Genomic DNA, 23,741 nt, shown 5'->3' with positions numbered 1-23,741 from the left:
GTGACTTTCTGCTTTAAGATTGAATATGTATGTCTTTAAATAAATTAAAGAAAAAATGTAAGTAGCATATGAACCCTTCGACTCAATGCCAGTTGCCAAGGTAAACTTAAATGACATTAACTCATATAAAAAACAGCTTCATTGAATGAAGTTTATAAAAACATTAACTCATGAAAAAAATAATTTTCTTATTGACTTTTCTTACGGTCACTATTGGTTCTGCACAAAACACAGCCGATTTTTTCACCAAGTCAGATGCTTTTTTCAAAAAGCATGTAACTAAAGGAAAAGTTGATTATAAGGCCATCAAAAATGACCCAACTACATTAAATGAATTATTAGATATAGCTGCTGGTGCGAGTGTTTCTAAAAGTGATGCCGAAACGTTTCAAGCATTTTTTATCAATGGATACAATTTAGCTGTTATTAAAGGTATTGTAAGTAATTACCCGACAAAATCACCGCTAAATATTAAAGGTTTTTTTGATAAAATTAAATATACTTTAGGCGGTAAGACAACGACCTTGAATGATCTAGAAAATAAAATATTACGTAAAAACTTTCCAACTGAAGCTCGTTTTCATTTCGCGTTAGTGTGTGCTGGATTAGGATGTCCTCCGATAATTTCTGAAGCTTACACTCCTTCATTATTAGAAAAACAACTACAACGTCAGACAACGATTGCATTAAATAACCCTAATTTCATAAAAGTTAAAGGAAAAAAAGTGCAGCTTTCTAAGATATTCGAATGGTACAAAGGCGATTTTACCCAAAATGGTTCAGAAATAGACTATGTAAATCAGTTTAGAAAGGAAAAAATTCCGACGAATGCAAAAGTATCCTATTACCCATATAATTGGAGTTTAAACGTAGCAAAATAATAATAAACCTATAAATAAGGATAACAAGTAATCCAATAAACACTTAATCTAATAATAAACATATTTAAATCATGAGATCGACTAAGAATATAATAACCGCACTTTTTTTATTACTAACCGTAAGCTTTGGATTTGCGCAAGATGATGATGCAGAGGATAATGGTTCTGTAATACAAAATCTTACTCCTTCAAAATTGATTGGAAAAGGACAAGTAGATGTTAAATGGTTTAATAATCTTTATACACAAACTCGTATTGCAAACGCCAACGGAGATGTATCTTCTGCAGATAGAGAAAACTTCTTTACTTCGACATTAGATGTTTTCTATGGAATTTCAGAAAATAGAAGAATAACTGTAGGTGCGATTATTGAATTTAGATCAAATACAATAGGAGACCGTGGTGCTTTTGATGTCTTCAGTTTTGATGGAGAAAGTGGATCAGCAAGAAGTGGTATTACCAGTATCGCTCCAAGTGTAAAATTTGTCCCTTTTAAAAGTCTGAGTAATTTTTCTGTACAAAGTAGCTTGGTGATTCCAACAATAAAAAGTGAGTTTGATGATGGTGTTTTCTTTGATCAAGATGGGTTTGTTTTTCAAAACAGATTCTTTTATGACCTTGCTTTAGGGAATAGTAATAAGTGGCAGCTTTTCTTTGATCTAAATACTGAATATAATTTTGGTAAGGACCTTGAGTTTAATAGCGATGGCAGATCGGAAGGTAGTTTTGCCAATGACAGCTTCCGTCTTACTCCTGGAGTTTTCTTAAGTTATTTTCCGAGCTCTAAGTTTACAGCGCAAGTATTTGTTCAACATTTTCAACTTATTGATTTAAATAATGATTTTGAGCAAGATCTAACTGCAGTAGGAGCAGGAGCAAAATATCAGCTTACAAAATCGCTTAATATTGAAGCATTATGGAGTTATTTTGCAAGAGGAAATGATTCTGGTCTTGGAGAGTCATACAATATAGGTTTAAGGTATGTATTATAGAAAACAAACATTCTCTGGATTGAGGTTAACTATATATAACATTTTAACTAACCAGAGGAGATAATTTCCAAGGATTAGGACAAACATTTAGCTTAGGTTTAAGAGCGATATTTTAAGCACTATAAAATATAAATTGTATTTTCAGCGGTATAAAAAATAATCATGAAACGTTTTTTTATACTGCTGATTAGCTTATTTTGTTGTGGTTGTTCTGGTCAAGAATCTAAAATTAATGGAATTAGTTTTGTTGCCTCTCCAAAAGAAATTAATGAGACTAATATCGATCCTGTAGTTCGAGTTAATGCAAATTGGGCGGCGGTAATGCCTTTTGGTTTTGTTAAAAACCTAAAAGAACCCTCTGTTATTTTTAATACAGAAAGACAATGGTGGGGTGAAAAAGCAGATGGCGCAAAACGTACCATTGAATTGTTGAACCGAAAAGGAATTAAGGTAATGCTAAAACCTCAGATTTGGGTTTGGCGAGGAGAGTTTACTGGTAATATATCTATGGACTCGGAAGAAGATTGGAATACTTTTGAAAAATCGTATGAGGATTTTATTATGTTGTATGCTAAGTTAGCTCAGGAGATGGAAGTTCCGATTTTATGTATAGGAACAGAATTACACACTTTTGTTCAGAAAAGATCAGAATATTGGGATCAGTTAATACAAAATATAAGATCTGTATATAAAGGAAAATTAACCTATGCAGAGAATTGGGATCAGTTTGCAAAAGCTCCTTTTTGGGATCAATTAGATTACATAGGAGTCGATGCTTATTTTCCGGTTTCTAATAGTAAAACGCCAACTGTCGATGAGATGAAAAAAAGTTGGCAGAATCATAAAAATAAGGTAGTTGCATTACAAGGAACGGTTGGAAAACCAGTATTGTTTACAGAATATGGATATAGAAGTATTCATTATACAGGAAAAGAGCCTTGGGATTCTAATAGAACGAATGGTAATGTTAATCTAGAGGCTCAGAGTAATGCATTGTCAGCCTTACACGAAGAGTTTTGGAATGAACCTTGGTTTGCTGGAGGATTTCTTTGGAAATGGTATCATAATCATGATGAGGTAGGAGGTGAAGATAATAATAGATTTACTATACAAAATAAGCCGGCAGAAAAGTTAATACAATCATTATATAGAGATGACTAAAACTAATTATATAGTACTTATGTTATGTTGCACTTTATATGCGTGTAATAATGATGAAAATACTATAGAATTAGATAAATCTTTAGCTTCACTGGTAGTTACTAATGAAATAGAAATTGATAATGTAATAGCTTGTGCATCAGGATCTAAATCTAACCAAAATACAGTTATTGCCTACTTATACCCAAGACCAGGTGTCACAGATATACGATATTATGAGACTTCTGGAATTGATGTAGATAAGGATAACTACCAAAACTATTTTCGTGTAAACATAGAACCGTCGAATATTTTTAATGGATACCTTAAAAAATTTACACGAATTATTTCAGAGGAAAAATGGGTAATCATTACTTTTTTTGAAGAAAGCAAACTACACTTATCTAATCCAATTAGATTAAAGCATATGACTAAGCCTACCGAGTTTAGTAATGAAGTAAGTATTACTAAAGATATGGAAGCTATGCCATCCTTTAGTTGGAATGATGGTTTTTTTGATGATAACAAGATATACTTTCAAGTAGTTTCTGATGATAAAAATGAATTACTGTCAGGAACATATACTTTTCAAAAACAATTTCAGTATTATAAAACAGATAATGTAATTTTAAATATCACACAAGGAACTCCACCACAATTAAATCCAATCAATTCATACGACTTCACACTAATGGGAGTTAGCGAAGACAATTGGGTGAATCTATTTATTGAAAAGAACTTTACACCTTAGATGTATGAAAAGGCTTATTTTATTAACCACGCTATTTTTTTGTTTTATCAACTATGGACAAGAATTAAAAATTGTTGATCTCAAAGTACAAGGAAATAAAAAAACTAAGGCATCATTCATCAAAAAAATTGCAAAAGTAAAAGCAGGAGCAACTCTGGATTCAATTGCGATTGAAGAGGATATCAAAAGAATTAAAAGATTGCCATCAGTGGCTCATGCGTATTATCAGGTTTTCGAAGCACAAAAAGAAGGAGAGTATAATGTTTTTTATACAATAGAAGAAAATTTTACTATCATTCCTAGTGCGAATGTGTATACGACCAATGATGATGAGTTTGCCTTTAGAGTTGGTTTATATGAATTTAATCTCTTTGGTCAGAATATTACGTTCGGAGGCTTTTATCAGGATGATATATATAGTTCTTTTGGGGTTAACCTGCGAGCTCCATATTTATTCAGTAGTAAAATTGGATTAGCTTTTAATTATCAAAATCTCACCACTCAGGAACCTGTTTTTTTAGATACGGGTACTGCGGATTATAAATACAATAACACATCTTATGAATTATTGGGATTGTATGAGTTTAATTTTCAGCATCGAGTAGAGTTAGGAGTAAATTATTTTAATGAAGATTATAGCTATAAACGAGGAGCGACTGGTCCTGACGTACCGTTGGACTTTGATGTTAATAAATTATTGTACAAGTTAATCTACGAGTATACCAATCTTGATTATGAGTTTCAATATGTCTCTGGATTTAGGAGCGTAGCTAATTTTCAATATGTAATCAGTACCGAAAATGTTTTGCCTGATTTTTTAATTGGCTGGAATGATTTTTTATATTATCACAGAATAGGAAAAAAAGGTAATTGGGCATCTCGATTGCGTCTTGGATTAGCGACCAATGATGATTCACCCTTCGCACCTTTTGCAGTAGACAATAATCTGAATATTAGGGGAGTTGGAAACACGATCGATAGAGGGACAGGAGTAATCGTGCTAAACACAGAGTACAGACATACATTGTACGATAAAGATTGGTTTGTGTTACAGAGTAATGTTTTTGTGGATGGTGGTAGCTGGCGGAATCCAGGGGGTGATTTTGGTGATTTTGGCGATACACAGAACTTTAGAATATATCCAGGTGTAGGATTACGTTTTATGCATAAGCGTATTTTTAATGCAATATTCAGAATAGATTATGGGTATGGAATTACGGAAGACTCAACAAATGGATTTGTATTTGGGATTGGACAATATTTTTAAGTACTTATTGTGCATTTTGAAGGAAATGTTAAAAAAAAAGCGTCAATTCGAGTAATTTTCCAAAATAAGATGGAGGAAAATTGTATCGAGAATAGCTTTTTTTATCTAAAATCCTATTCTCGATACACTTCTTCTTTTAGTCGAAGCACTCGAATCGACGAATTTTGAATAAAAAAATCAAAATGAACAACGGGTTTTTAAGTATAAATAGAGATTATAAAAACAACCTTTATTTATACTGTTTATTAAATAATTATTCAATACCTCCTCCGGTAAGACAAAGATGAGTTGCTTGTGTACCTAAACAACATCCATTAGGTAATGAATACCCGCCGCACGATTGACATTCTCTCGGAGTGTAGATAGGACAACTAGCTTTGTTACTACCACCATTTACAGATCTTTGTTCTTATTTACTAAGAGTCTGAGCGTCTTTTAGATTTAAAATGCTTTTTAACATAATTAAAGTTTTAAGAATCATATTTCCTCCAAAAATTTACAGGCACTTAAGGTGTATGTCTATGAAATTTCTAACGTAAAAACGGGAATTTACTGCTTTTTTGTGTTAGTTATGATCTCTCTAAATATTCTTCTATTTGGTTCAAGAATTTGTTTAACGGATAGTTTCCTTTAGTTTTCCCATAAGACGGAGAGGTATCACTAGCAGTAATAATAACAGATTATTAAAAAAACTTTGAAATCTAAGGTAACAATTCCATACTTCCGTACACATTATTATAGTGGCTCTCCAGAGAGTCAAACACATATAAGAATAGTAATCATAAAAAATTAGAAGTATGGCATTAGAGAATCTAATAAGTATAAGCTTTACAGAAGAAGAATTAACACAACTAGACCAACACCTAGATGGCATCAAACAAATCTTAAACGGCAAGACCGTAAACCTCACCGCAGAGCAACGTACTCAATACGGGCGTATTGCTAACCAAAACAAACTGATAGTAGATAAATCCAAAAATTATATGGAACAACATCCAGATTGGGTACCTAAATTTTTAGATAAAGAAGAGTTTGATAAAGATTACCTGGCACGTACACAGGTAGAAAGCCGAGTACAAAAACTAGAAAATCTGGGGCAACAATTGATAGACACCAAAACGCTACTGGATCATGATAATTATTCTAATGCCTTAAGCTTTTATCGTATGATGCGTTACTTAGCCGGAGAAAATGAACCTGGGGCAAAAACAGTGTATAATGATATGAAAGTTTTGTTTCAAAGATCCACTACTATCAATAAAGATGTAGACACAGAATAGTAATTTTCTATGGGTGCATAGGAGTAAAGAAGATTTTCTAAGGCCTCTCGAATACTATAGAACCCTTATATTACACCTTCTAGCTATTTCATAGGTTCTTCGAAGCGTTACTGAGGTCTTCCGAAGAATTAAAAAGGTGCTTCGAACTATCATTTTTTGGATCAGAACCCCCGAAATTGGGGCAAACAGCCCTGAAAACAGGACCAATAGCCTTTATGATAGTCCTTACAAGCTTTGCCGATATCAAAATATTCGTTGATATACTTCTTCGAAGCAGTATTTTAATTCTTCGAATTATCTTTTTGAGGGCTAAAAGGGGATGCAGAATGGGAGTGAGCCCCACAAATAGAAGAAATGATAAAATAAGAATATTGGAGTTAAAAAAATAAGTGGTTTTACAGATTTCTGTAAATAATGTTAAGGGAGTTCACTTATTTTTGACCCCGATAAAAAAAATGAGTTATTTCCTTAGTAAGGGATGGAATTTTTAATTAAAAATAAACAGATGAAAAAAAGTATTGTAAACTTTTGTTTAATAGTCATTGGAATACTACTATTAAACAGTTGTGAAAATGAGGAATTAGCAGAAACTGTCTCAACATCGCAACAACTACCCACGAATACATCGATCGATGTAGATAAAAGTGAAATCCCGAATGTTGTAGGGTTTCTACAAAATAAAACCAAAAACGGACTAGAAATTAAACTTGCTGGCAAAAGTAATACCAGCTATACCGGAGAATTAGACTTAGAAAGTATAAAAGCTATTATACACGAGCAGGGTTCTGAGACGTATACGTTTAATATAAAAGATAAGAACAGGTATCAGTCATTTAGTAATCTACACGCTTCTATACGAGACGGAAAACTATATACTTATATCCTTACGTATGAATTTGATAAGAGTTTTTATGATCATTTTGATTTTGCCAAATACTCTGGTATCATCACATTATCTAATCTAGAAGGAGAAATACTTAATGTTACTACGCTCGAAGAAGGAGCTCAAGTTAACGAATTAGCTAAAACACATCATGATTGTTCTACAGTAACTTTTAGGCCAAGTAATTCTGATGATTGCCATAGACCATACGAAGCAATGTGTCCTGATGTAGCGTATGATTATACCCACTGCGAATCTATATTAGACAGTACAGGAGGTCTTCCTTGGAATAATTGTATGAGTTGTAATAATTCAAATAATGGTCCTGGTTCTAATTATAACAATAATAACGGATTAGGGGGTAGTGGTAATGGAGGCGATGGTAGTCTTGGTGACAACCAGCTCTCCAATTCAATTATCTATGACGGTCGTTTTATAGATAATCTTGCTAACGTATTAGGCAGACCTATTGGTCTTGCAGAATCTGCTTGGATTTTTTCCTCAGAGGAGAATTATGAACTAACTCAGGATATCCGTAGTTTGATAAGTAGTAATAAGGACTTTCTAACAGGAATAGTTGACCCAGCAGTTTTAGCACTGGGGAATTCAATATTAGATGCTAGTGTAGCTAATGATTTAACTAATGCGCAGACAGTTTCTATATTTAGGTTGTTAATAGAAAATGGTAACGCTGCATTATCTTTTACTTTTTTTACAGAATTAATAAAAGCTAAAACCTCAGAGAATGTTCTAGAAAGAGAGATTGCCAATGGTATAATTCAATCATTAGAAAACAATACCGTCTTTGATTTTTCTCCTTACATAAGTTCTAATGCTCAAACCATATCTACAGGGCCTACTGGGACTTGTCCAAGTCCTCCTTGTGATCCGACAGATGATTTTGAAGTCATTTTTTCTTATGGAGGCGAATTAATTCAAGGACTTAGCGATGCTTTTTATAGCAGTATACTTAGAAGTTATGAGTGGTGGGTAAGTAATGAGAGAGAAGGCAGATTTGTAAGACAGGTCCTTGAATACAAAGAAATTGACTTTCATCGTGATATTGATGATGAAACCTTAGGAGAAATGTTTATTGTACGATATGATGGAAATCAATTAGTAATTGAATGGGATGCAGGTTTAGGAGTTGATTTAGTAGGCTTAGGTTTCGATATTTTGGATGTTGCTACTATTATATCGCCATCTCGTGGTGGCGGTGCATTTTTAGCTGTTAATGGAGGGACAAGAATAACAGCTGCCGCTATGAAAACATATTTGGCTAAATTAAAAGAAATTGCGGAGACGACTTTAGCCGGAGGGAGGGGATATAAATCATTTAATAAGTTTAAGGCTATAGAAGGCAATGCATCTTCTGGTAACGCTTTGCATCATATCGTAGAACAAAATGGGTATAAAAGATTAAATCAACAAAAGTTTGGTAAAACAAATATTCATAATACGAAGAATATTATTGATATTCCTAATGGTGCAGGAGAACTTCATAGAAGAGTTACAGGGTATTATAATAGTATAACACCATTTACTAACGGAAAAACAGTAAGAGAATGGCTAAGTACACAAAGTTTTCAAGAGCAATATGATTTTGGGATAAGAATTTTAAGAGAATTAGGATGGGATGGGATAACAGGTATTATTGATTAAATTTAGTTAGATTTACCACTATGGATTTTAAAAATGTTAAAGAAGCAAAAGAAACAATTATTGAGTATATCGAGCTATATTCAAAAGCTTCAAGTGATAAAGATTATAAAATCGTCAACAAGTATGCTAAGAAAATCTTGTTAACAAAAGATTTTATAGAAAAAAACTATGGTCTTGAAACATTAAAAGATTTATTGGATTCCGATAATGATAAAATTTTAGTTTGGATTGCGAAGTTTTTATTACCTATATACGAAGATAGGTCCGTAACAGTTTTAGAAAAAATAGTTACTTCTAATATCCCTGATTCTTCTTTTAGCGCGGAGATGATTCTAAAGGAATGGAGAAAAAACCAATAATTTTTTATAATAAATATATAGATCGTAATTTCAGTACGGTCTATATATTCTTCAAAAACAAAATTAGTTATCAAAAATTGATATATGAATTACGAATTATCAGAAGAGACCAAGCAAATTTTTTTACTACAAATACACGAGATAATACATAAAACTGTTTCTTCTGTTTTAAAAAATTTTAAAGATTCTGATGTAGGTGACTTAGTGTATTCCAGTATATCAAAAGAAGAAAAAGAGTTTCTGGATAAAATTAAAAACTCTTCATTAGCTTGCTCTATTATTGAGAAACTTTTAAATGACGGATTAGATTCTGCTTTTTTTGATCTTACTAATGTTATTGATGGCTTGAGCGTTCCAAATCCTGAGTTCGGAAAATGGAATGAAGTCTTACTAATAGATAGGCCAAAAGACTATTTAGAAGACCCCAATTTTATGAAGGAATCTTTTCATGAGACTTATGATATATGGGAAAAAATGAATAGTTTGAATAAGTAATTAGTTATGAAATCCAACAAAGAAATACTGGATAAGTTTGGCAAAACTCTTATTGATGATGTTTTTGAATTCAATTACAGATTATTACAAAAAAACATCAATAAAAACCTAGAATCAGGACAATTAAAAGATAAGACTAATTCAATAGTAAAAAATTCTATTGAAAGTTTACTGTTTGATTTTCTGAAAATCTTTGAAGAACATGAAGAATTTAAACTAATTTATGAAGAGGATGATAAACAGGTTAATCTAGCAGAGATTAGTGAAATGCTTAAAGCAGAGCCAATAATAGAAAATGGATGGATTGCTCGTTTTAGTCAGTTTGCTGAGGATGGTGAAATTGAATAACAAATTCTAGAATAAAGCCACACTTATATTGAAAAAAGGTGTGGCTTTTATTAATAATTTAAAAATGAAAAAAATAGTACTTATAACTTTATTAATGCAAACACTTTGCGTATCAGCACAATACAGAAGTCCAAAAAGAATGGTGTTTCAGCATAATTCGACTACTAGTGAATCCACAATTAATAAGGTAAGTGATTCATTAAAAAAATTTAGAAAAAAGGACACTACTATGGTTTTTTCAAAGGAACAGGAAGATCTTTTTAGAGAACTGTTATCAATTACGAAAACCGCATTAAGGAAGCCTAACTCATATAAAACATTTATCGAGATAAAGAATGACACCATATGGAAATATAAGACTGTAAAAGGAAAACAAATAGGGGACTATCATGTTAAATTCAAAAAAGATAGTACGAAACATATGGTTGGTAAAGACAGAAAAACGTTCTATATAACTCGAAACCTTAAATTTTCAAACGCAAAACACACTATAACTGAATATCCAAATGACACAAAATTAATAAAAGGGATTAGTTGTTATAAAATGATAATAGAAATAGAAGCTCTAGATAATAAAGAAGATTTTTCTCCTTTTGGGAAAACAATTCATGAATTATATGTAACAAAAGAATTAGATCTTCCTATGCATACGTTTTTTAATTATGATAGAATGATGCTAGATGTATTTCCCTTAGAAATTTCAATTAAACATGAAAATTTCACTGGTAATAAAGATTCAAATATTATTACTTTATCAGAAATAGTATTTTAAAAAACCATTTTAATTCAATATTTAATGAGTGATTTTTATAAAACTATTGTCCCATTGAATGTAAAAAGCCATCAATCAAAGGAGTTAGCCAACAAGTTAATCTCCTATTTACAACAACATAAGATCATAGAAAAAGAGGTGTCTGGTACTATATTTGGTAGATCTGGATACAAAGTTGGGATGAATTATAGAGATATAGTACAAGACAATAGTAATTGTGATATAAAGTCTATTGATGGGCTCGAAGTCATAGTGGGCAGAAGAACAGTTTTTGATAATGGAGGTAATGGCCTTGAACAGGTGAATTGCCCAAAATGTAATTTTAATACGATTGCAACCAACTGGACTGATGCTCTTCAGGATTGGTTTAATGGAGGTGACGGAACAATCCAATGTGAAAATTGCAAGGAACACACCTCAATTATTGAATATGATTTTCAACCCAAATGGGGATTTGGCGAACTTGGTTTTATTTTTTATAACTGGCCTAAATTCAAAGACGTCTTTATAAAACAGATAGAAGAAGTGCTCGATAAAGAAGTTTTGGTTATTCGGGGTTTGATATAGTGATCAAAGATAGCACTAAGTACATACAACCAAGCTCACGCTATCTTGAGCTTGGTTGGTGTATAAGAGAACTGCCATAAACAAAATAAAAACCAAATTTTTTAAAAAGTTTTGAAACATAATGAAAAACATAAAGCAATTAAAGTATAGTGTCTTATTCGTAATGCTATTACACACCACAACGACAATAGCCAAGGTACAATGGATTCATGACTTTGAGCTGGGTCGTGCGATTGCCATAGAGCAAAAAAAGTGGATGGTAGTTGATTTTTGGGCCAGTTGGTGTGGTCCCTGCAAAAGAATGGATGACAAGCTTTGGCAAACAACAGCCATTAATTCTGTAAAAGATAATTTCGTATTTGTAAAAGTAGATTTTGATAGAAAAAGAGAGCTCGCTAAATACTTTTCGGTAAAATCGCTTCCTACGGTTTTAATAATGGATCCTAATAAAGCGGTCATCGATAGAAAAACAGGATACAGACATACAGATGAGTATATAAACTGGTTTAAAAAAATCCCTAATGCTGATCTAAAAAACGTATACACTGCGATGATTCCCATGATTCGAAATCGAAAAAGTAGTGTGGCGCATCTTAAGCTCGGGGTGGCTTATCAAAACCTTGCTATGAGTCTGTCCAATGCTTCGATTAGAAGTGTATTCATAAAACAAAGTAATCAACAATTCAAGGTGATTCTGAAAAAAAGCAAAAATGAGGATCTTTTACACAAGGTTCAATTATATAAGTTACTCAATAAAGCTATCGCTGGCAAAAGTAAAAGCGTTCTTAAAAAACTAAATCAGAAAACTCCTATAGATTACACAACAGAACTAGTAGAGTTAGTGCATTTTATCAAATGCTATTGCTACCTTAAAGAAGGTAACGATAAAGCTTTATCTATCGAAAAAAAGCAGCTTAAAAATCTTGATATGTTGGCACTATTAGAACAGTAACCTTAATAAGAATGTTATAACCCGATAGCCTATGTTTTGTTTTAAAATCTATCATTACATATTCATTGACTTATACAAAAGTTTATTTTACTATTGAGTATGCTTAGAGCTTTGGTATAACTATTAAAATGAAGAATTAGCTTAATTTTTTGAGTATCTGTAATTTTCCTTAATTTTGTAAGTGAATTTAAAAAAACATAATATTTAAATTTTAAAGTTATATGTTAGGATTAGAAGAGAAAAGCCCGCTGGAGATGTTACAACAGTTTGCTGTTTATTTTGATGCTAATTTAGAAGAGAGTCTCGGGGCGGCCACTCTTATTTTGAATAATAAACATGGAGAAGGTAGTATATCCTTATATGAGCTTTTTCCTGGTCTTACTGCCTGGGTTTATAATATTACATTTAATTCTGAACTAGTTATCGATTTAAAGTTTTCGTCAGATAGACCTTATTATTTTGGGTATCATGTTTCGGGATTTCAGATGCAGAAATTCGCTCACGAGACAGAGTATCATAAAATAAGACAAGGGCAAAATTTCATACTTATTAGCGAACCTGGTACTAGTTCTGAATTTAAGATGAGTAGTGGTGTCAAATTTGAAAGCTGTTATTTAATTCTAACACCGTCATTATTGAAGGGCTCTAGCCACAACACGAGGAAGAGACTGGAACAAAACCTAAAAGAAATATTTTCACAAATTTCAGGTGAACGGCCATATCGCTATTTTGGGGATATTGATGCACATACCGGTACATTTGCAGAAATTATTGTAAAGAATACAAGAATTGATTTAGTAGGCCGACTTTTAACAGAGGGCGCCATAACAAATTTACTTGCTGCACAAATTGAAGCACACGATTTAGATCATCAAACTGATAATTTTCAGCCCAAGCTCACAAAATCAGAATTATCAAAAATTACAGAACTAGGTGATTACATAAGAGATAATATCGACGATAAATTGACAATTTCAGTTCTTAGTAAATATTTAGGTTTTTCTCCAAGAAAACTCCAAGCCGGCGTTCGATTTTTATATAGTTATTCTGTTAATGAATATGTAGGCAATGTTAGAATGGAAGTTGCAAAAGAACTTATCTATAAAACGAACAAGAGTGTTTCTGAAATATGCTATATGGTTGGTTATTCTAGTAGAAGTCATTTTTCAAATTTGTTTTATAAAAGGTTCGGAATTCTTCCTAGTAAATATAAAGATTCGTTCTACAAGAATACTTTAATGTATGAAGTAAGTTATCGATCGATAGCAAGTGAGAAATTAAATGAATCGGATGTACAACAAATACTAGATGCTTCAAGAATAAACAATAAAAAAAATAATATTACAGGAAGTCTGATTTATTATAAAAATGTGTTTTTTCAATTAATTGAAGGACCTAAAAAGGAAGTTTTACCGTTATACGATAAAATAAAAGAAGATGAAAGACATACGGATGTGATCACTATGTGGAGTGGATCGAAACCTTATCGCACTTTCAAAAAATGGGATATGTCAATATTATCAGATGATGGCATGCTAAGCATACAACATCAAGATAGAGTCAAAAAATTAAATTTGGAGCATCTTCTAGGAGAGATTGACGAAAACGCAATAGTGTCTCGGAATCTCTGGAGAAAAGTGAGAACAATTATTAATGTTTCAGGAAAAGTAAGTAAGAGCGAGTTGTAAAATAGGAATCACTTTTTTCTAGAAATCTACCTATCGAATACTTTTTAAGAATCACAGAAGAGAGAACATCCATTAATACCTTGTTTATGTTTAGGAATATTTATAAAATGCTTCATGTACTACTTTCGTGATACACGAAACCAAAAAAGTAAGCGATAGTAAATAACGGATTTGTTAAAAACAATGATTTTTTAGTCAACTATGTTTTACTTTACAAATATCAATGTGCCTTCCAATATAAATTCATCCGCAATTGCATTTTCTTTCATACGTTTAAAAATACTAGGTGAATTATGGTTAACTCCATATTTGGTTCTGTCGATAGTATAATTGAATTTAAGAATGACTCTGGATTCAGTTTGTTCTATTTTTACAGGAATATCTTCTGTATTGGTTTTTTCTTTTATAGTTAATTTTCCTCTTAAAATTGCTTTACCATCTTCAATGTTTGTGATATTATCTAGAAAGAAAGTAGCTTCTGGGTATTTTTTTACTTCAAAAAAGTCTTCATTTTTTAGATGATTTTTGAGGTCACTGTTTTCGTGATCTAAACTTTTCATATCGATTATAATATTTAAAGTCGCAATTGCCTTATCGATTATAAAGAGAGTACCTTTTTTAGGTGCTACAGTTCCTTTTAATGAATAAGAACTAAATGCGGCTTTGCCTGTCCAAAAGAGTGTCGATTTTTGTGAGTCTAATTTGAAATTCTGAGCATATGTTTTTTGAACTCCTAGTTGTAGACAAAGTATAATTAGAATTATTTGCAATGATTTCATTTCGGGTATTTTTTAGTTTAAAAGTTTATCAGTGGTTTCTATTTTTTCATATCCACAGATAGTTTCTCCATCTTCTGTAACACCAATAAAGTACCACATAGCCCATCCTCCAATAAGCGAACTATCGGTACGCCAATTTTGTGACCAAGTATATGGTTCAGATTGTTTTACAACTTCTTTTTTAGTCCCGAAGTTTTTATTTAATTCTTTTAGTGGATATGATTTTCTATGGTTCCAGATATCATTATAAAAAAGATAAGCTCCGTACTCAATAATTTTGATCTCACTTTCTTTGCACAGAATTGCAGTATTGTGTTTCCAATAATATCGTTTATCAATTTTAATAGGATCAATGGTTTTGGGAAAGTTTTTTACTTCAATTGCTCTGCGTACGCTTTTTAATTTTTCGGGTAATTGATCGTTTATAGGAGTTCCATATTGTATTTGTGCAGTCAATGAGTTTAAGGAGAATGCTATTAATAGTAAAATTACTGTTCTCACGGCTTATTATTTAGTTTTTTTCTGCAATCCAAACTGCTAAAAAACCTCTGTCTATAGCATGAGTAGAACCGTATAATTTTCCGTTCTTGTAATAAAAGCTTGTGTTATAACTTCCGCTATTATCACCAGAGATTAGAGCAACATAAATAACGTCTAATTGTGTATTGACTTTTCCTTTTTTTATTTGAACTCCTTCTCGATAAAATGTTCCTTGTATCGAATTGACATCTATCTTATCTATGCGCATCATAGCAAAATTGTTATCTGTTTTATCTTGGGGGCTCATATCCAATTTCCATTCACCAATTAATAGCTGCAAATCTTTATTGTTTTCTTGAGAAAAGCTTGAAAAAGAAGTAATAAAAAGAATAAGTAGAATTACTTTTTTTAAGATTGTAAAGTGTTTCATTTTTTCTGATTTTAGAATTTATTTGAAACAAATATTGACAAAATGCAGAAAAGAATCGTTGCAATTTGCTAAATGAGACAAATTTCAGATAAAATCAAGGACTCAATTTTTTAATTGAAACCCTTATGACCCTGATTTTAGAGCGCTAGGAGGGTATCCTGTAATTTTTTTTACAGTTCTATTAAAAGAAGCTTTAGAATTAAAACCGGCATCATATGCCAATGCGACAAGCGTAAGATTATCATTTTTAGGATTACTGAGCAATTTTTTTACTTCTTCAAAACGAAGTTCGTTTATATAATCAGTAAATTTTTTCTGATAGATAGTGTTTAAGCATTTAGTAACCAAATAGGGTTTTACAGAAAGTTGTTTCGATAACGAAGCTAAAGTAAGCTCAGGGTTTTTGAAGAGCTGTTCTTCTTTCATTTTAATTTCTAAAGCCTTACTAATGTTTAACAATTGCTTTTTTTCCTTATCAGAGATTATTGCTATTTCTTTAAAAGCAGATTCTTTTCTTCGAGCAAAACCTTCTAAACCTAGCCAATAGGTAATAATTGCCATTCCGATAAATACAGGATGTCCATAGAAAAAATTACTAGCAAAATTGAAAAAGAAAAAATCGATCAATATTCCTAGAATATATATAATAGAGAATATCTTCATTACTAATACAACTCGTTTAATCCATTCAATTTTTTCTGTAAGAATTTTATACCCTTCTACCTGAATGGTATTGCTAAGTATTTTTTCGGCTTTGATGCTATAAAAAATAATTAATGCTCCAGAAATGATAAACATTGTAGGGTAATGCATCCATACGACATATCCCCAATATCCTAACCAAGAGAGACTCTCTCTAGTGCCATCCCAATAAAAATTTTGTGCTTTTATGAAAAAACTCCAAGAAAATTCTAGTAATACAGGTAAGAAATGGATCCAATCTTTCGGTACTAACCTGAATTTTGGATTGACATAACTTTTTATAAAAAAATAGATGAGCGTTCCGTAGATCCAATTGTATTCTAATAATATATGATACCAGAAGTCGTATCTCCCGAGTCCAAAAATGTTTAAAGTTTCTACAATAAGACGATAGGAGAAAAAGAATAGTATGGTAGCTAGAAATCGATTAGCGATGTAGTGTAACCCTTTTTTTTGCCATAAAATGATTCCGAAAATGATTCCTTGTATGGCACCAATACATAGTAATATTATTAAAAGTATTTCTAACGTTTCCACTGCATTAAAGATATAGAAGAAGATTTAAGAAACAACTTTTTCTTTATAATATCGATACAAATCTTCTGATGAAGCCCCCAGCCATCTTCTCATATGGATGTTTAGAAAATGATATTGTAATCGCCAAACACCAACTTCTCTATACCGTCTGGCAGAGGTAACAACATATTTAGGGATGATGATAAATTTGTTTATTGCAAAAAGTCGGTCAACTAAATCATTGTCTTCGTATACCACATATGCTTCATCATAACCATCTATTTCTTTGAATAATGAAGCAGTAATAAATTGACTTTGGTCACCGCCACGACATCTTTTACTTTCGAACTGTGTTAGCCATCCGAGAAAACGAAGCCACCAATGATTGGAATCAAATTTCATTCGGAAACATCCTGCTTCATTTTCTTTATGAATTTCTTCTAGAATATACCGGTCATAGTTCTTTGGAGGAAAAGAATCAGCATGTAAGAAATAAAGTATGTCTCCAGAAGCTTTTGCAGCTCCAGCATTCATTTGCTTAGCACGCCCTTTTTCTGAAGAAACTACTTTAATCGTAGTGCTTTGTGTGTTCGAAAAGTTTTGTACTGTTTTTATGGATTCATCCACGCTTCCACCATCTACAATGATAATTTCTTCGATAGCCTCTTCCGTATTTGCGGCTTTTATCAAATGGGAAAGCAGCTTACAAATTGTAGCTGCTTCATTTAGAATAGGGATGATAATTGATATTTTCAAAGGTTTGGGTATTATGCGAATATAAAATTACTCATTTAAACTCCAATCGTATTTTTTATATCCTTTCTTTTTCTGTTTATCAATTTTAACTTCTGAATATTTATTAATAAAAGCCTTAGCGTCTTCTCCATCTACTTTAAAATCTTTTTTAAACCAACTGAAGATTTTAGACACCTCTACTACTTCTTCAGTTATCGTATTTCTTTTAGAGTCATTTATAAAATTCCTGGTTAGAGTTTCTAACGCATCATTTACATTTCTGGCAGTAAATGCTCTATTCCATACAATTGGACAAGAGAATGAAGCGCAGTTAATAGCAAAATGAATTCTAGGGTCTCCAAGTTTTCTAAGAATTTTGTGCTCTAACTCATTTAAACTATGCAAAACACCATTGATTTTGAAAAACTTTCTATCCCAAGGGTCTTTGATATCTTTGATACTTTTTAAGGGATAATTATCTATGATTAATTTTATAGTATATGCATTGTAAGCATTGATCCAGTATGCTAGTGTTTCTTCTTTATTCCAAGTTTCAGTAGGTGGATTATCAGAAAGGTAAGTGAAATATTCATATAGTTGAGAACTGTCTCTCATGAATCCTTTGTAATCTACTTTTCCGTCTTCAGAAACATTGATTAACAAAATTTGATCCCAGACAGCGTGATCAAGTTTTTGTTGCGCTTTTGTCTGAAAAGAGATAAATGTTAATACTACTAATATAATTATTTTTGGGGTCTTCATTTTTTTACAATCTTTAAAATATATCCAAATGTATCTGTTTTTTACAAATGGCTAAGTGCGTTCAACTTTTAATTTTTTTGTTTTCAGATAACGAACACTTTATTAAATATTCGTTAAACACTGGTTGTTAGTCCAAAGTTTGTACCACTCCTTACAAATATAGTTCTAGCTACTATTTTTGACTTTGCAGATTAGTTTCTGATTCCGTATCATTGTAATCGAACTATTTTAATATGATTAGTACATTTTTGACACTTCCTTGTGGTGCGATATTAGATAATAGATTAGTTAAATCTGCTATGACAGAGCGGATTAGTAATAATAAGTTTGAACCAACTAAAGGGCATGAACGATTATATAGAGATTGGTCCAAAACAGGAGCAGGTTTATTAATCACTGGTAATGTTGTGCTGGATCGAAAACATCTTGAATCGGCAGGTAATGTATGTTTTGATGATAAAAAGATGTTACCAAAACTAAAGTCCTGGGCTGAAGCTGGTAAAAAACATGGAAATCATATATGGGTTCAGATTTCTCATTCCGGAAGACAAACGAATAGATTTGGAACGAATAGACCCTTAGCACCTTCGGAAGTGCAATTAAGGAAATTAGGGCTTTTCGGCAAACCTAAAGCAATGACGGAACAGGATATTCTAGATGTGATCCAACGTTTTGTTACAGCTGCTAAGCTTGCTAAAGAAGCTGGTTTTACTGGAGTTCAAATTCATTCTGCTCATGGGTATCTATTAAGCCAGTTTTTATCACCCAATACGAATATGAGACTAGATCATTGGGGAGGTAGTATTGAAAATCGTAGCCGCTTATTACTTATGATTATTAGAGATGTTAGAAAAGCTGTTGGTAAAGATTTTCCGATATCGGTTAAGTTAAATTCTACGGATTTTCAGAGAGGAGGTTTTACCGAAAATGAATCACTGGAAGTTGTGAAAATGTTAGATAGGGAAAAGATTGATTTGCTTGAAATATCAGGGGGGACTTATGAAAAACTAGCATTTTTTATAATGAATAAAGAGGATTCTGAGCTTAAAAAAAGTACAAAACAGAGAGAGGCTTATTTTATCGATTTTGCAAAGAAAATAAGAACAGTCAGTAAAATTCCTTTAATGATTACCGGTGGTTTTAGGTCTTATGATTTCTGTAAAGAGGTATTGACAAATGGAGAGGTTGATTTGATAGGTATGGCTCGTCCTTTTATTACAAATAGAGAGGAAATATCTAAATTTCTAGCAGGGGAATTACCACATCTTAAAAATTTGGTATTCCGCACTGGATTAAAACAGTTCGAGGATGCAGCTGAAGGCGGTTTTTATGCTAGGCAAATTATCCGATTTTCTAAAGGAAAAGAACTAAAAACTAATATGAACCCACTTTGGTGTTCTATATTTTTGATATTGTATGAATTCAAAAAAGCAATGGCTAAGAAACTATTTTAAAAAAATATAGCTGCAAAGAGATTAATTACTTTGCAGCTATATTTTTTATTCATAGGTTTAGCAACATCCACCACCATCATAGTGATACGTAGATTCACTTATGAAAATATCATCTCTTCCTAAATCAGTAAGAGCACCAGCAGTTTTATCACAAATTGCAATAGGCTGATTTTTTAGTAATATGTGTCCTTTTTTATCGTCAAAATAATCTTCATCACCATAATAAATGGCAGCCTTACCTGTAAAAATACAAGGTCCGTCTTCTGGCATAGGATCTTTGATTGCGGCCACCTCAATAGATTCTATATAAATTAATTCATCAGTTTCATAGTTTTTAGGGTCCAAAATACGATACGGTTTACGCGCTCTAATTTCTATGGTTCCAAAACCAACATCGGTTAATGCTTTTACATATTCTGCAATTGGTAAACTACCACTTAGGCATAAAGCTCTTAACCGTTCATCATTTCTGAGTGTGTCGTTCATAGGTTGTTCGCAAGTAGGATCACTCATCACTAATCTCCCATGTGGTTTTAATACCCGATACATTTCTTCTATCGCTTTTTTTAGATCTTCTGCTTTAAAAATATTGAACAAACAATTTTGAGCGGCTACATCAATGCTATTATCTTCTACAGGAAGATTGAGTGCATCACCAAATCTTAGGTCGACAAACTCACTTTTGAACCATTCATTTTGTTCTTCTGCTTCTTTAAAGTTTTTATGAGAAGCATCTAACATTTCCTGAACTACATCAATACCAATCACCCCACCTTTTTGACGAGAGAAATATGAAAATTGTAATAATTCCATTCCGCCACCGACACCAACATAAAGTGTTTTTGGATTATTGGTTAAATCACGAGCATTTACCGTACTTCCACAACCATAATTCATTTCTTGCATGATCTTTGGGATTTTTAATCCAGGTAGTTCCCAAATAGGATTTGTGGTACAACATAAACCTACATCTGGAGTTAATGCTGCTTCTTTGTATACATCATGCGTGGTTTCTAAATAGCTCATATTTTTATTTTCTTTATTTTGAAGGAATACTTACTTAATTTATTAATATCTAGAGAGACTTTATCAATTCTTTGAATAAAAGGATCATTTCTGGTTCTGCTTTTCCGGCCATGGCGATAATCTCGTCAATATTTACAGGTTGTAGATTGTCCGGATCACATTCGTCAGTAAGAACAGATACTGCGGCAACTCTAAGATCCAAATGATTTGCTACAATAATTTCAGGAACCGTACTCATCCCTACAGCATCAGCTCCAATAATTTTTAGATAACGATATTCTGCACGAGTTTCAAGCTGAGGTCCTACTACGGAAACATACACACCTTTATGTAAGTTGATGTTATTTTCCTTAGCTATTGATTCTAATTTTGCATTAATTTTAGGGTCATAAGGCGCACTCATATCTGTAAAACGAGTTCCTAATTGTTCTACTCCTTTAAATGCTAGAGGAGACCCTCCCTGAAGATTAATATGATCATCAATAAGCATTAATTCGCCTTTTTTAAAGTCTAAATTAATCGCTCCGGATGCATTAGAAACTAAAAGTGTTTTGATTCCTAATTGATGCATAATTCTAACAGGATATGTCACATCTTGCAGAGAGTAACCTTCGTAGAGATGAAAACGTCCTTGCATTACCACTACTTTTTTACCTTCTAACTTTCCGTAGATTAATTTTCCTTTGTGGAATTCTACTGTGGCTGTAGGAAAATTGGGAATGTGATTATAACTTACTTCTTTTATGATTTCTATTTCATCTAGTAACTGTCCTAATCCTGTTCCTAAGATGATACCTATTTCTGGATTATCAAACCCTTTTTCTTGTAAGTATTCTGTTGTTTCTTTAATGTATTTAGTCATTTTGATAGCTTAATAAATGTTGAAAAACTGAAATGTCCTTGATATCTTCATAATAATCTATATCATTACGTTCTTCTAATAGTTTAATAGTTGTTTGTTGTAGATCGTTTAATGTATTTTGAAGTACTGTATTTGTTCCCCAGGATTTGTTCTGAAAAACTTTCGAATTCAGCGTTTTCATACCTAGTAAATAATACCCTCCATCTTCCGCAGGACCTATTACATAATCATTTGTTTTCAGCGCATTGAATGCGTTCTGTATATCGGATTGACTTAGGTCGTACATATCACTCCCTATTATAATAATATTGGTATACCCTGCTTTAAAACCACTTTTGAAAGCATTATACATACGATCACCAAGGTCTTCTCCTTCTTGCTGTTTTTTATCATAAACAGTGGAATTCCAGATGTCGTTCTCTCCAATTCTTGTGGAATAGTATACTTCTTTTGCCACTGTAAGATTTTTGGTAATAGATACCGTATGAGCTAACAATAGCTCGTAAACTTCCAGAGCAGCGTGATCTCCTATGGTTGCTGCTAAGCGAGTTTTACATTTACCCAATTCAGGATTTCGGGTGAAAATCATTAAAAGGTTCTTTTTTTTCACTTTTTGTATATTTTTTTTCCTTTGTGTAACCATTTTCCCCATTGCTTGGAAAATGCGTGTATTTTATCTGTTTCATTCTCATCAGAATCAACTACTTTATGATCTTTATTTTTCCATTCAAAAATTCCTCCATACAGGTTGTATATGTTATTATAGCCGGCTTCTTTTAGTATTTCTGAAACGTCTTCGGATCGTATGCCTAAGCTGCAGTATACTATTATCTTAGATTTCTTATCTATGTTTTGTTTGTATACAGTATCGATATCAAAATGGTCGTATCCCACATGGATTGCACCTTTTAGGTGACTAGTATTGTACTCATTTACTTCTCTTGCATCCAGTAAGATAACTTCACTTTCGATTGTACTTAATTCTGTAACTGAGATATAAGGTATACTTTCATTATTATACTGATCCAGTAATTCATCAAGTGAATCCTGACTTGTAGCCAAAAAAGGCAATAAAATTAATAATAGTACTACGATTATTTTTCTCATATAAAACAACATGTCTAGTTAATATAGCGATCTAATCTATCTAATGTAATTGATTGTTAAAGTACAGATCTATTTGTAGAGATCAGTTTTTAAGCCTGTATTCAGGTCAATTCTATAAACTTTCCTGTAGATAAAAAGATAGTTCTTAGAATCTAAGTAGTGTAAAAACTGGAATTCGAAAAAATAGGAGAACCTTTATTATAAAAGGATTGGAGACGATAGGTGTCTTTTATTGAATCAGTATATATTGATATTTCTATTGGAGAATGTGTAAGACGAAATATAGTTGATCTAAGAGTTCCAGAAAAAGTAAAACTAAGTTTAGAAATGATTTTTAGATCGTTGATGGTATCGATATCATACAAGACTTCAAGTTGTGCAACTTCAATTCTTGCAGTTGTAACTAAAAGAGATATGCTTTTAGTTAAATGTTTTGATTGCCAGGGAAGTTGCAAAAATGTATTAAAATTAAACTGAGATTTATGTAATCCCATTAGGTAAAAACCACCATCAGCTGATGGTCCCAGTACAAACTTATTTTTTTCTAGTTGTACAGCACTTTTTAATAGATGATGTTTCTTTAAATGAGGAGTGTCATTTCCGATAGTAATTACATTTTCATATCCAAGATCGTAGATGGATTGAATTGCGTTTACGAAACGTTCCCCAAAGGTCTTTCCACTTTGTTTTCTTTCTGTAAACACAAAAAAAGGAAGCCCAGAGCTTTCAACGACAGAAAGTGTTTTTTTAGTGAGTTCTGTGAATAGTTTTTCACCACCAATAATGGGTTTATGCAGAAGCTCTTCCTTAGAGGAGTTTGCAAAAACTAATATGGCGGTTTTAATATTCAT

General features: G+C 32.1%; 26 protein-coding genes. 15 read left to right on the top strand and 11 right to left on the bottom strand.

Annotation, left to right across the window (positions count from 1 at the left end; translation table 11 throughout):
• The first annotated feature begins 170 nt into the window (after positions 1–170).
• The 14 genes from Q0921_RS21175 (at position 171) to Q0921_RS21110 (ending at position 14,037) form a co-directional block, all read left to right on the top strand.
• A complete protein-coding gene (locus Q0921_RS21175; protein ID WP_299260476.1) occupies positions 171–881 on the top strand; it encodes a DUF547 domain-containing protein in 711 nt (236 codons plus the stop codon).
• A gap of 71 nt (positions 882–952) precedes the next feature.
• Positions 953–1,873: a hypothetical protein gene (locus tag Q0921_RS21170; RefSeq protein WP_299260474.1), complete on the top strand. Its 921-nt coding sequence runs from the start codon at positions 953–955 to the stop codon at positions 1,871–1,873.
• 162 nt (positions 1,874–2,035) lie between these two features.
• The gene (locus Q0921_RS21165; RefSeq protein WP_299260472.1) at positions 2,036–3,034 is read left to right on the top strand and encodes a glycoside hydrolase; all 999 of its coding nucleotides are present in this window, start codon (positions 2,036–2,038) and stop codon (positions 3,032–3,034) included.
• Positions 3,027–3,764: a hypothetical protein gene (locus tag Q0921_RS21160; protein WP_299260470.1), complete on the top strand. Its 738-nt coding sequence runs from the start codon at positions 3,027–3,029 to the stop codon at positions 3,762–3,764. The genes Q0921_RS21165 and Q0921_RS21160 overlap by 8 nt, the downstream gene beginning before the upstream one ends.
• 4 nt (positions 3,765–3,768) lie before the next feature.
• The gene (locus Q0921_RS21155) at positions 3,769–5,031 is read left to right on the top strand and encodes a POTRA domain-containing protein (RefSeq protein ID WP_299260468.1); all 1,263 of its coding nucleotides are present in this window, start codon (positions 3,769–3,771) and stop codon (positions 5,029–5,031) included.
• A 797-nt stretch (positions 5,032–5,828) separates the two neighbouring features.
• Positions 5,829–6,311 (top strand): hypothetical protein, encoded by a 483-nt coding sequence (locus tag Q0921_RS21150; protein WP_299260466.1) that lies wholly within the window; start codon positions 5,829–5,831, stop codon positions 6,309–6,311.
• A gap of 505 nt (positions 6,312–6,816) precedes the next feature.
• Positions 6,817–8,856, top strand: a complete 2,040-nt coding sequence (locus tag Q0921_RS21145) for a hypothetical protein (protein WP_299260464.1) — start codon at positions 6,817–6,819, stop codon at positions 8,854–8,856.
• 20 nt (positions 8,857–8,876) lie between these two features.
• The gene (locus tag Q0921_RS21140; protein WP_299260462.1) at positions 8,877–9,215 is read left to right on the top strand and encodes a hypothetical protein; all 339 of its coding nucleotides are present in this window, start codon (positions 8,877–8,879) and stop codon (positions 9,213–9,215) included.
• An 84-nt stretch (positions 9,216–9,299) separates the two neighbouring features.
• Positions 9,300–9,710 carry a hypothetical protein gene (locus Q0921_RS21135; protein ID WP_299260460.1) on the top strand — a complete coding sequence of 137 codons (411 nt, stop codon included), beginning with the start codon at positions 9,300–9,302 and terminating at the stop codon, positions 9,708–9,710.
• Between the two features lie 6 nt (positions 9,711–9,716).
• Complete coding sequence (locus Q0921_RS21130; RefSeq protein ID WP_299260458.1) at positions 9,717–10,058, top strand: hypothetical protein; 342 nt, start codon at positions 9,717–9,719, stop codon at positions 10,056–10,058.
• 64 nt (positions 10,059–10,122) lie between these two features.
• Positions 10,123–10,830: a hypothetical protein gene (locus Q0921_RS21125; protein ID WP_299260456.1), complete on the top strand. Its 708-nt coding sequence runs from the start codon at positions 10,123–10,125 to the stop codon at positions 10,828–10,830.
• 24 nt (positions 10,831–10,854) lie between these two features.
• Positions 10,855–11,397 (top strand): hypothetical protein, encoded by a 543-nt coding sequence (locus Q0921_RS21120; RefSeq protein WP_299260454.1) that lies wholly within the window; start codon positions 10,855–10,857, stop codon positions 11,395–11,397.
• A 121-nt stretch (positions 11,398–11,518) separates the two neighbouring features.
• A complete protein-coding gene (locus Q0921_RS21115) occupies positions 11,519–12,349 on the top strand; it encodes a thioredoxin domain-containing protein (RefSeq protein ID WP_299260452.1) in 831 nt (276 codons plus the stop codon).
• 221 nt (positions 12,350–12,570) lie between these two features.
• Positions 12,571–14,037, top strand: coding sequence for a BLUF domain-containing protein (locus Q0921_RS21110; RefSeq protein WP_299260450.1), 1,467 nt, complete (start codon positions 12,571–12,573; stop codon positions 14,035–14,037).
• 206 nt (positions 14,038–14,243) lie between these two features.
• Here Q0921_RS21110 and Q0921_RS21105 read toward each other — a convergent pair whose 3' ends face one another.
• From Q0921_RS21105 to Q0921_RS21080, 6 genes are all read right to left on the bottom strand, one after another.
• The gene (locus Q0921_RS21105) at positions 14,244–14,816 is read right to left on the bottom strand and encodes a YceI family protein (protein WP_299260448.1); all 573 of its coding nucleotides are present in this window, start codon (positions 14,814–14,816) and stop codon (positions 14,244–14,246) included.
• Between the two features lie 12 nt (positions 14,817–14,828).
• Positions 14,829–15,317 carry a hypothetical protein gene (locus Q0921_RS21100; RefSeq protein ID WP_299260446.1) on the bottom strand — a complete coding sequence of 163 codons (489 nt, stop codon included), beginning with the start codon at positions 15,315–15,317 and terminating at the stop codon, positions 14,829–14,831.
• A gap of 10 nt (positions 15,318–15,327) precedes the next feature.
• The gene (locus tag Q0921_RS21095) at positions 15,328–15,726 is read right to left on the bottom strand and encodes a hypothetical protein (protein WP_299260444.1); all 399 of its coding nucleotides are present in this window, start codon (positions 15,724–15,726) and stop codon (positions 15,328–15,330) included.
• A 123-nt stretch (positions 15,727–15,849) separates the two neighbouring features.
• Complete coding sequence (locus tag Q0921_RS21090) at positions 15,850–16,965, bottom strand: AraC family transcriptional regulator (RefSeq protein WP_299260442.1); 1,116 nt, start codon at positions 16,963–16,965, stop codon at positions 15,850–15,852.
• Between the two features lie 24 nt (positions 16,966–16,989).
• Positions 16,990–17,700 (bottom strand): TIGR04283 family arsenosugar biosynthesis glycosyltransferase, encoded by a 711-nt coding sequence (locus Q0921_RS21085; RefSeq protein WP_299260440.1) that lies wholly within the window; start codon positions 17,698–17,700, stop codon positions 16,990–16,992.
• Between the two features lie 27 nt (positions 17,701–17,727).
• Entirely contained in the window at positions 17,728–18,441 is a 714-nt protein-coding gene (locus Q0921_RS21080; RefSeq protein WP_299260438.1) for a DUF547 domain-containing protein, read from the bottom strand.
• Between the two features lie 233 nt (positions 18,442–18,674).
• Between Q0921_RS21080 and Q0921_RS21075 the strand changes: the two genes are divergently transcribed.
• On the top strand, positions 18,675–19,895 hold the full coding sequence (locus Q0921_RS21075) for an NADH:flavin oxidoreductase/NADH oxidase family protein (protein ID WP_299260436.1): 1,221 nt from the start codon (positions 18,675–18,677) through the stop codon (positions 19,893–19,895).
• Positions 19,896–19,952: 57 nt separating this feature from the next.
• Here the strand turns inward: Q0921_RS21075 and arsM are convergent, their stop codons facing one another.
• The 5 genes from arsM to Q0921_RS21050 all read right to left on the bottom strand — a co-directional run bounded on the left by arsM (position 19,953) and on the right by Q0921_RS21050 (position 23,741).
• Entirely contained in the window at positions 19,953–20,921 is a 969-nt protein-coding gene (gene arsM / locus Q0921_RS21070) for an arsenosugar biosynthesis arsenite methyltransferase ArsM (RefSeq protein ID WP_299260434.1), read from the bottom strand.
• Positions 20,922–20,970: 49 nt separating this feature from the next.
• On the bottom strand, positions 20,971–21,783 hold the full coding sequence (locus tag Q0921_RS21065; protein WP_299260432.1) for a purine-nucleoside phosphorylase: 813 nt from the start codon (positions 21,781–21,783) through the stop codon (positions 20,971–20,973).
• Entirely contained in the window at positions 21,776–22,426 is a 651-nt protein-coding gene (locus Q0921_RS21060) for a TIGR04282 family arsenosugar biosynthesis glycosyltransferase (protein ID WP_299260430.1), read from the bottom strand. The genes Q0921_RS21065 and Q0921_RS21060 overlap by 8 nt, the downstream gene beginning before the upstream one ends.
• Positions 22,390–22,890, bottom strand: a complete 501-nt coding sequence (locus Q0921_RS21055) for a rhodanese-like domain-containing protein (RefSeq protein WP_299260429.1) — start codon at positions 22,888–22,890, stop codon at positions 22,390–22,392. Before Q0921_RS21055 ends, Q0921_RS21060 begins: the two co-directional genes overlap by 37 nt.
• Positions 22,891–23,042: 152 nt before the next feature.
• Entirely contained in the window at positions 23,043–23,741 is a 699-nt protein-coding gene (locus tag Q0921_RS21050; RefSeq protein ID WP_299260427.1) for a DUF2064 domain-containing protein, read from the bottom strand.

The organism is uncultured Aquimarina sp. (assembly GCF_947496855.1).
In the GTDB taxonomy this organism is placed as follows: Bacteria; Bacteroidota; Bacteroidia; order Flavobacteriales; family Flavobacteriaceae; genus Aquimarina.
Note: the sequence above shows the minus strand (reverse complement) of the source record. Positions and strands in the feature narration are given on the sequence as shown.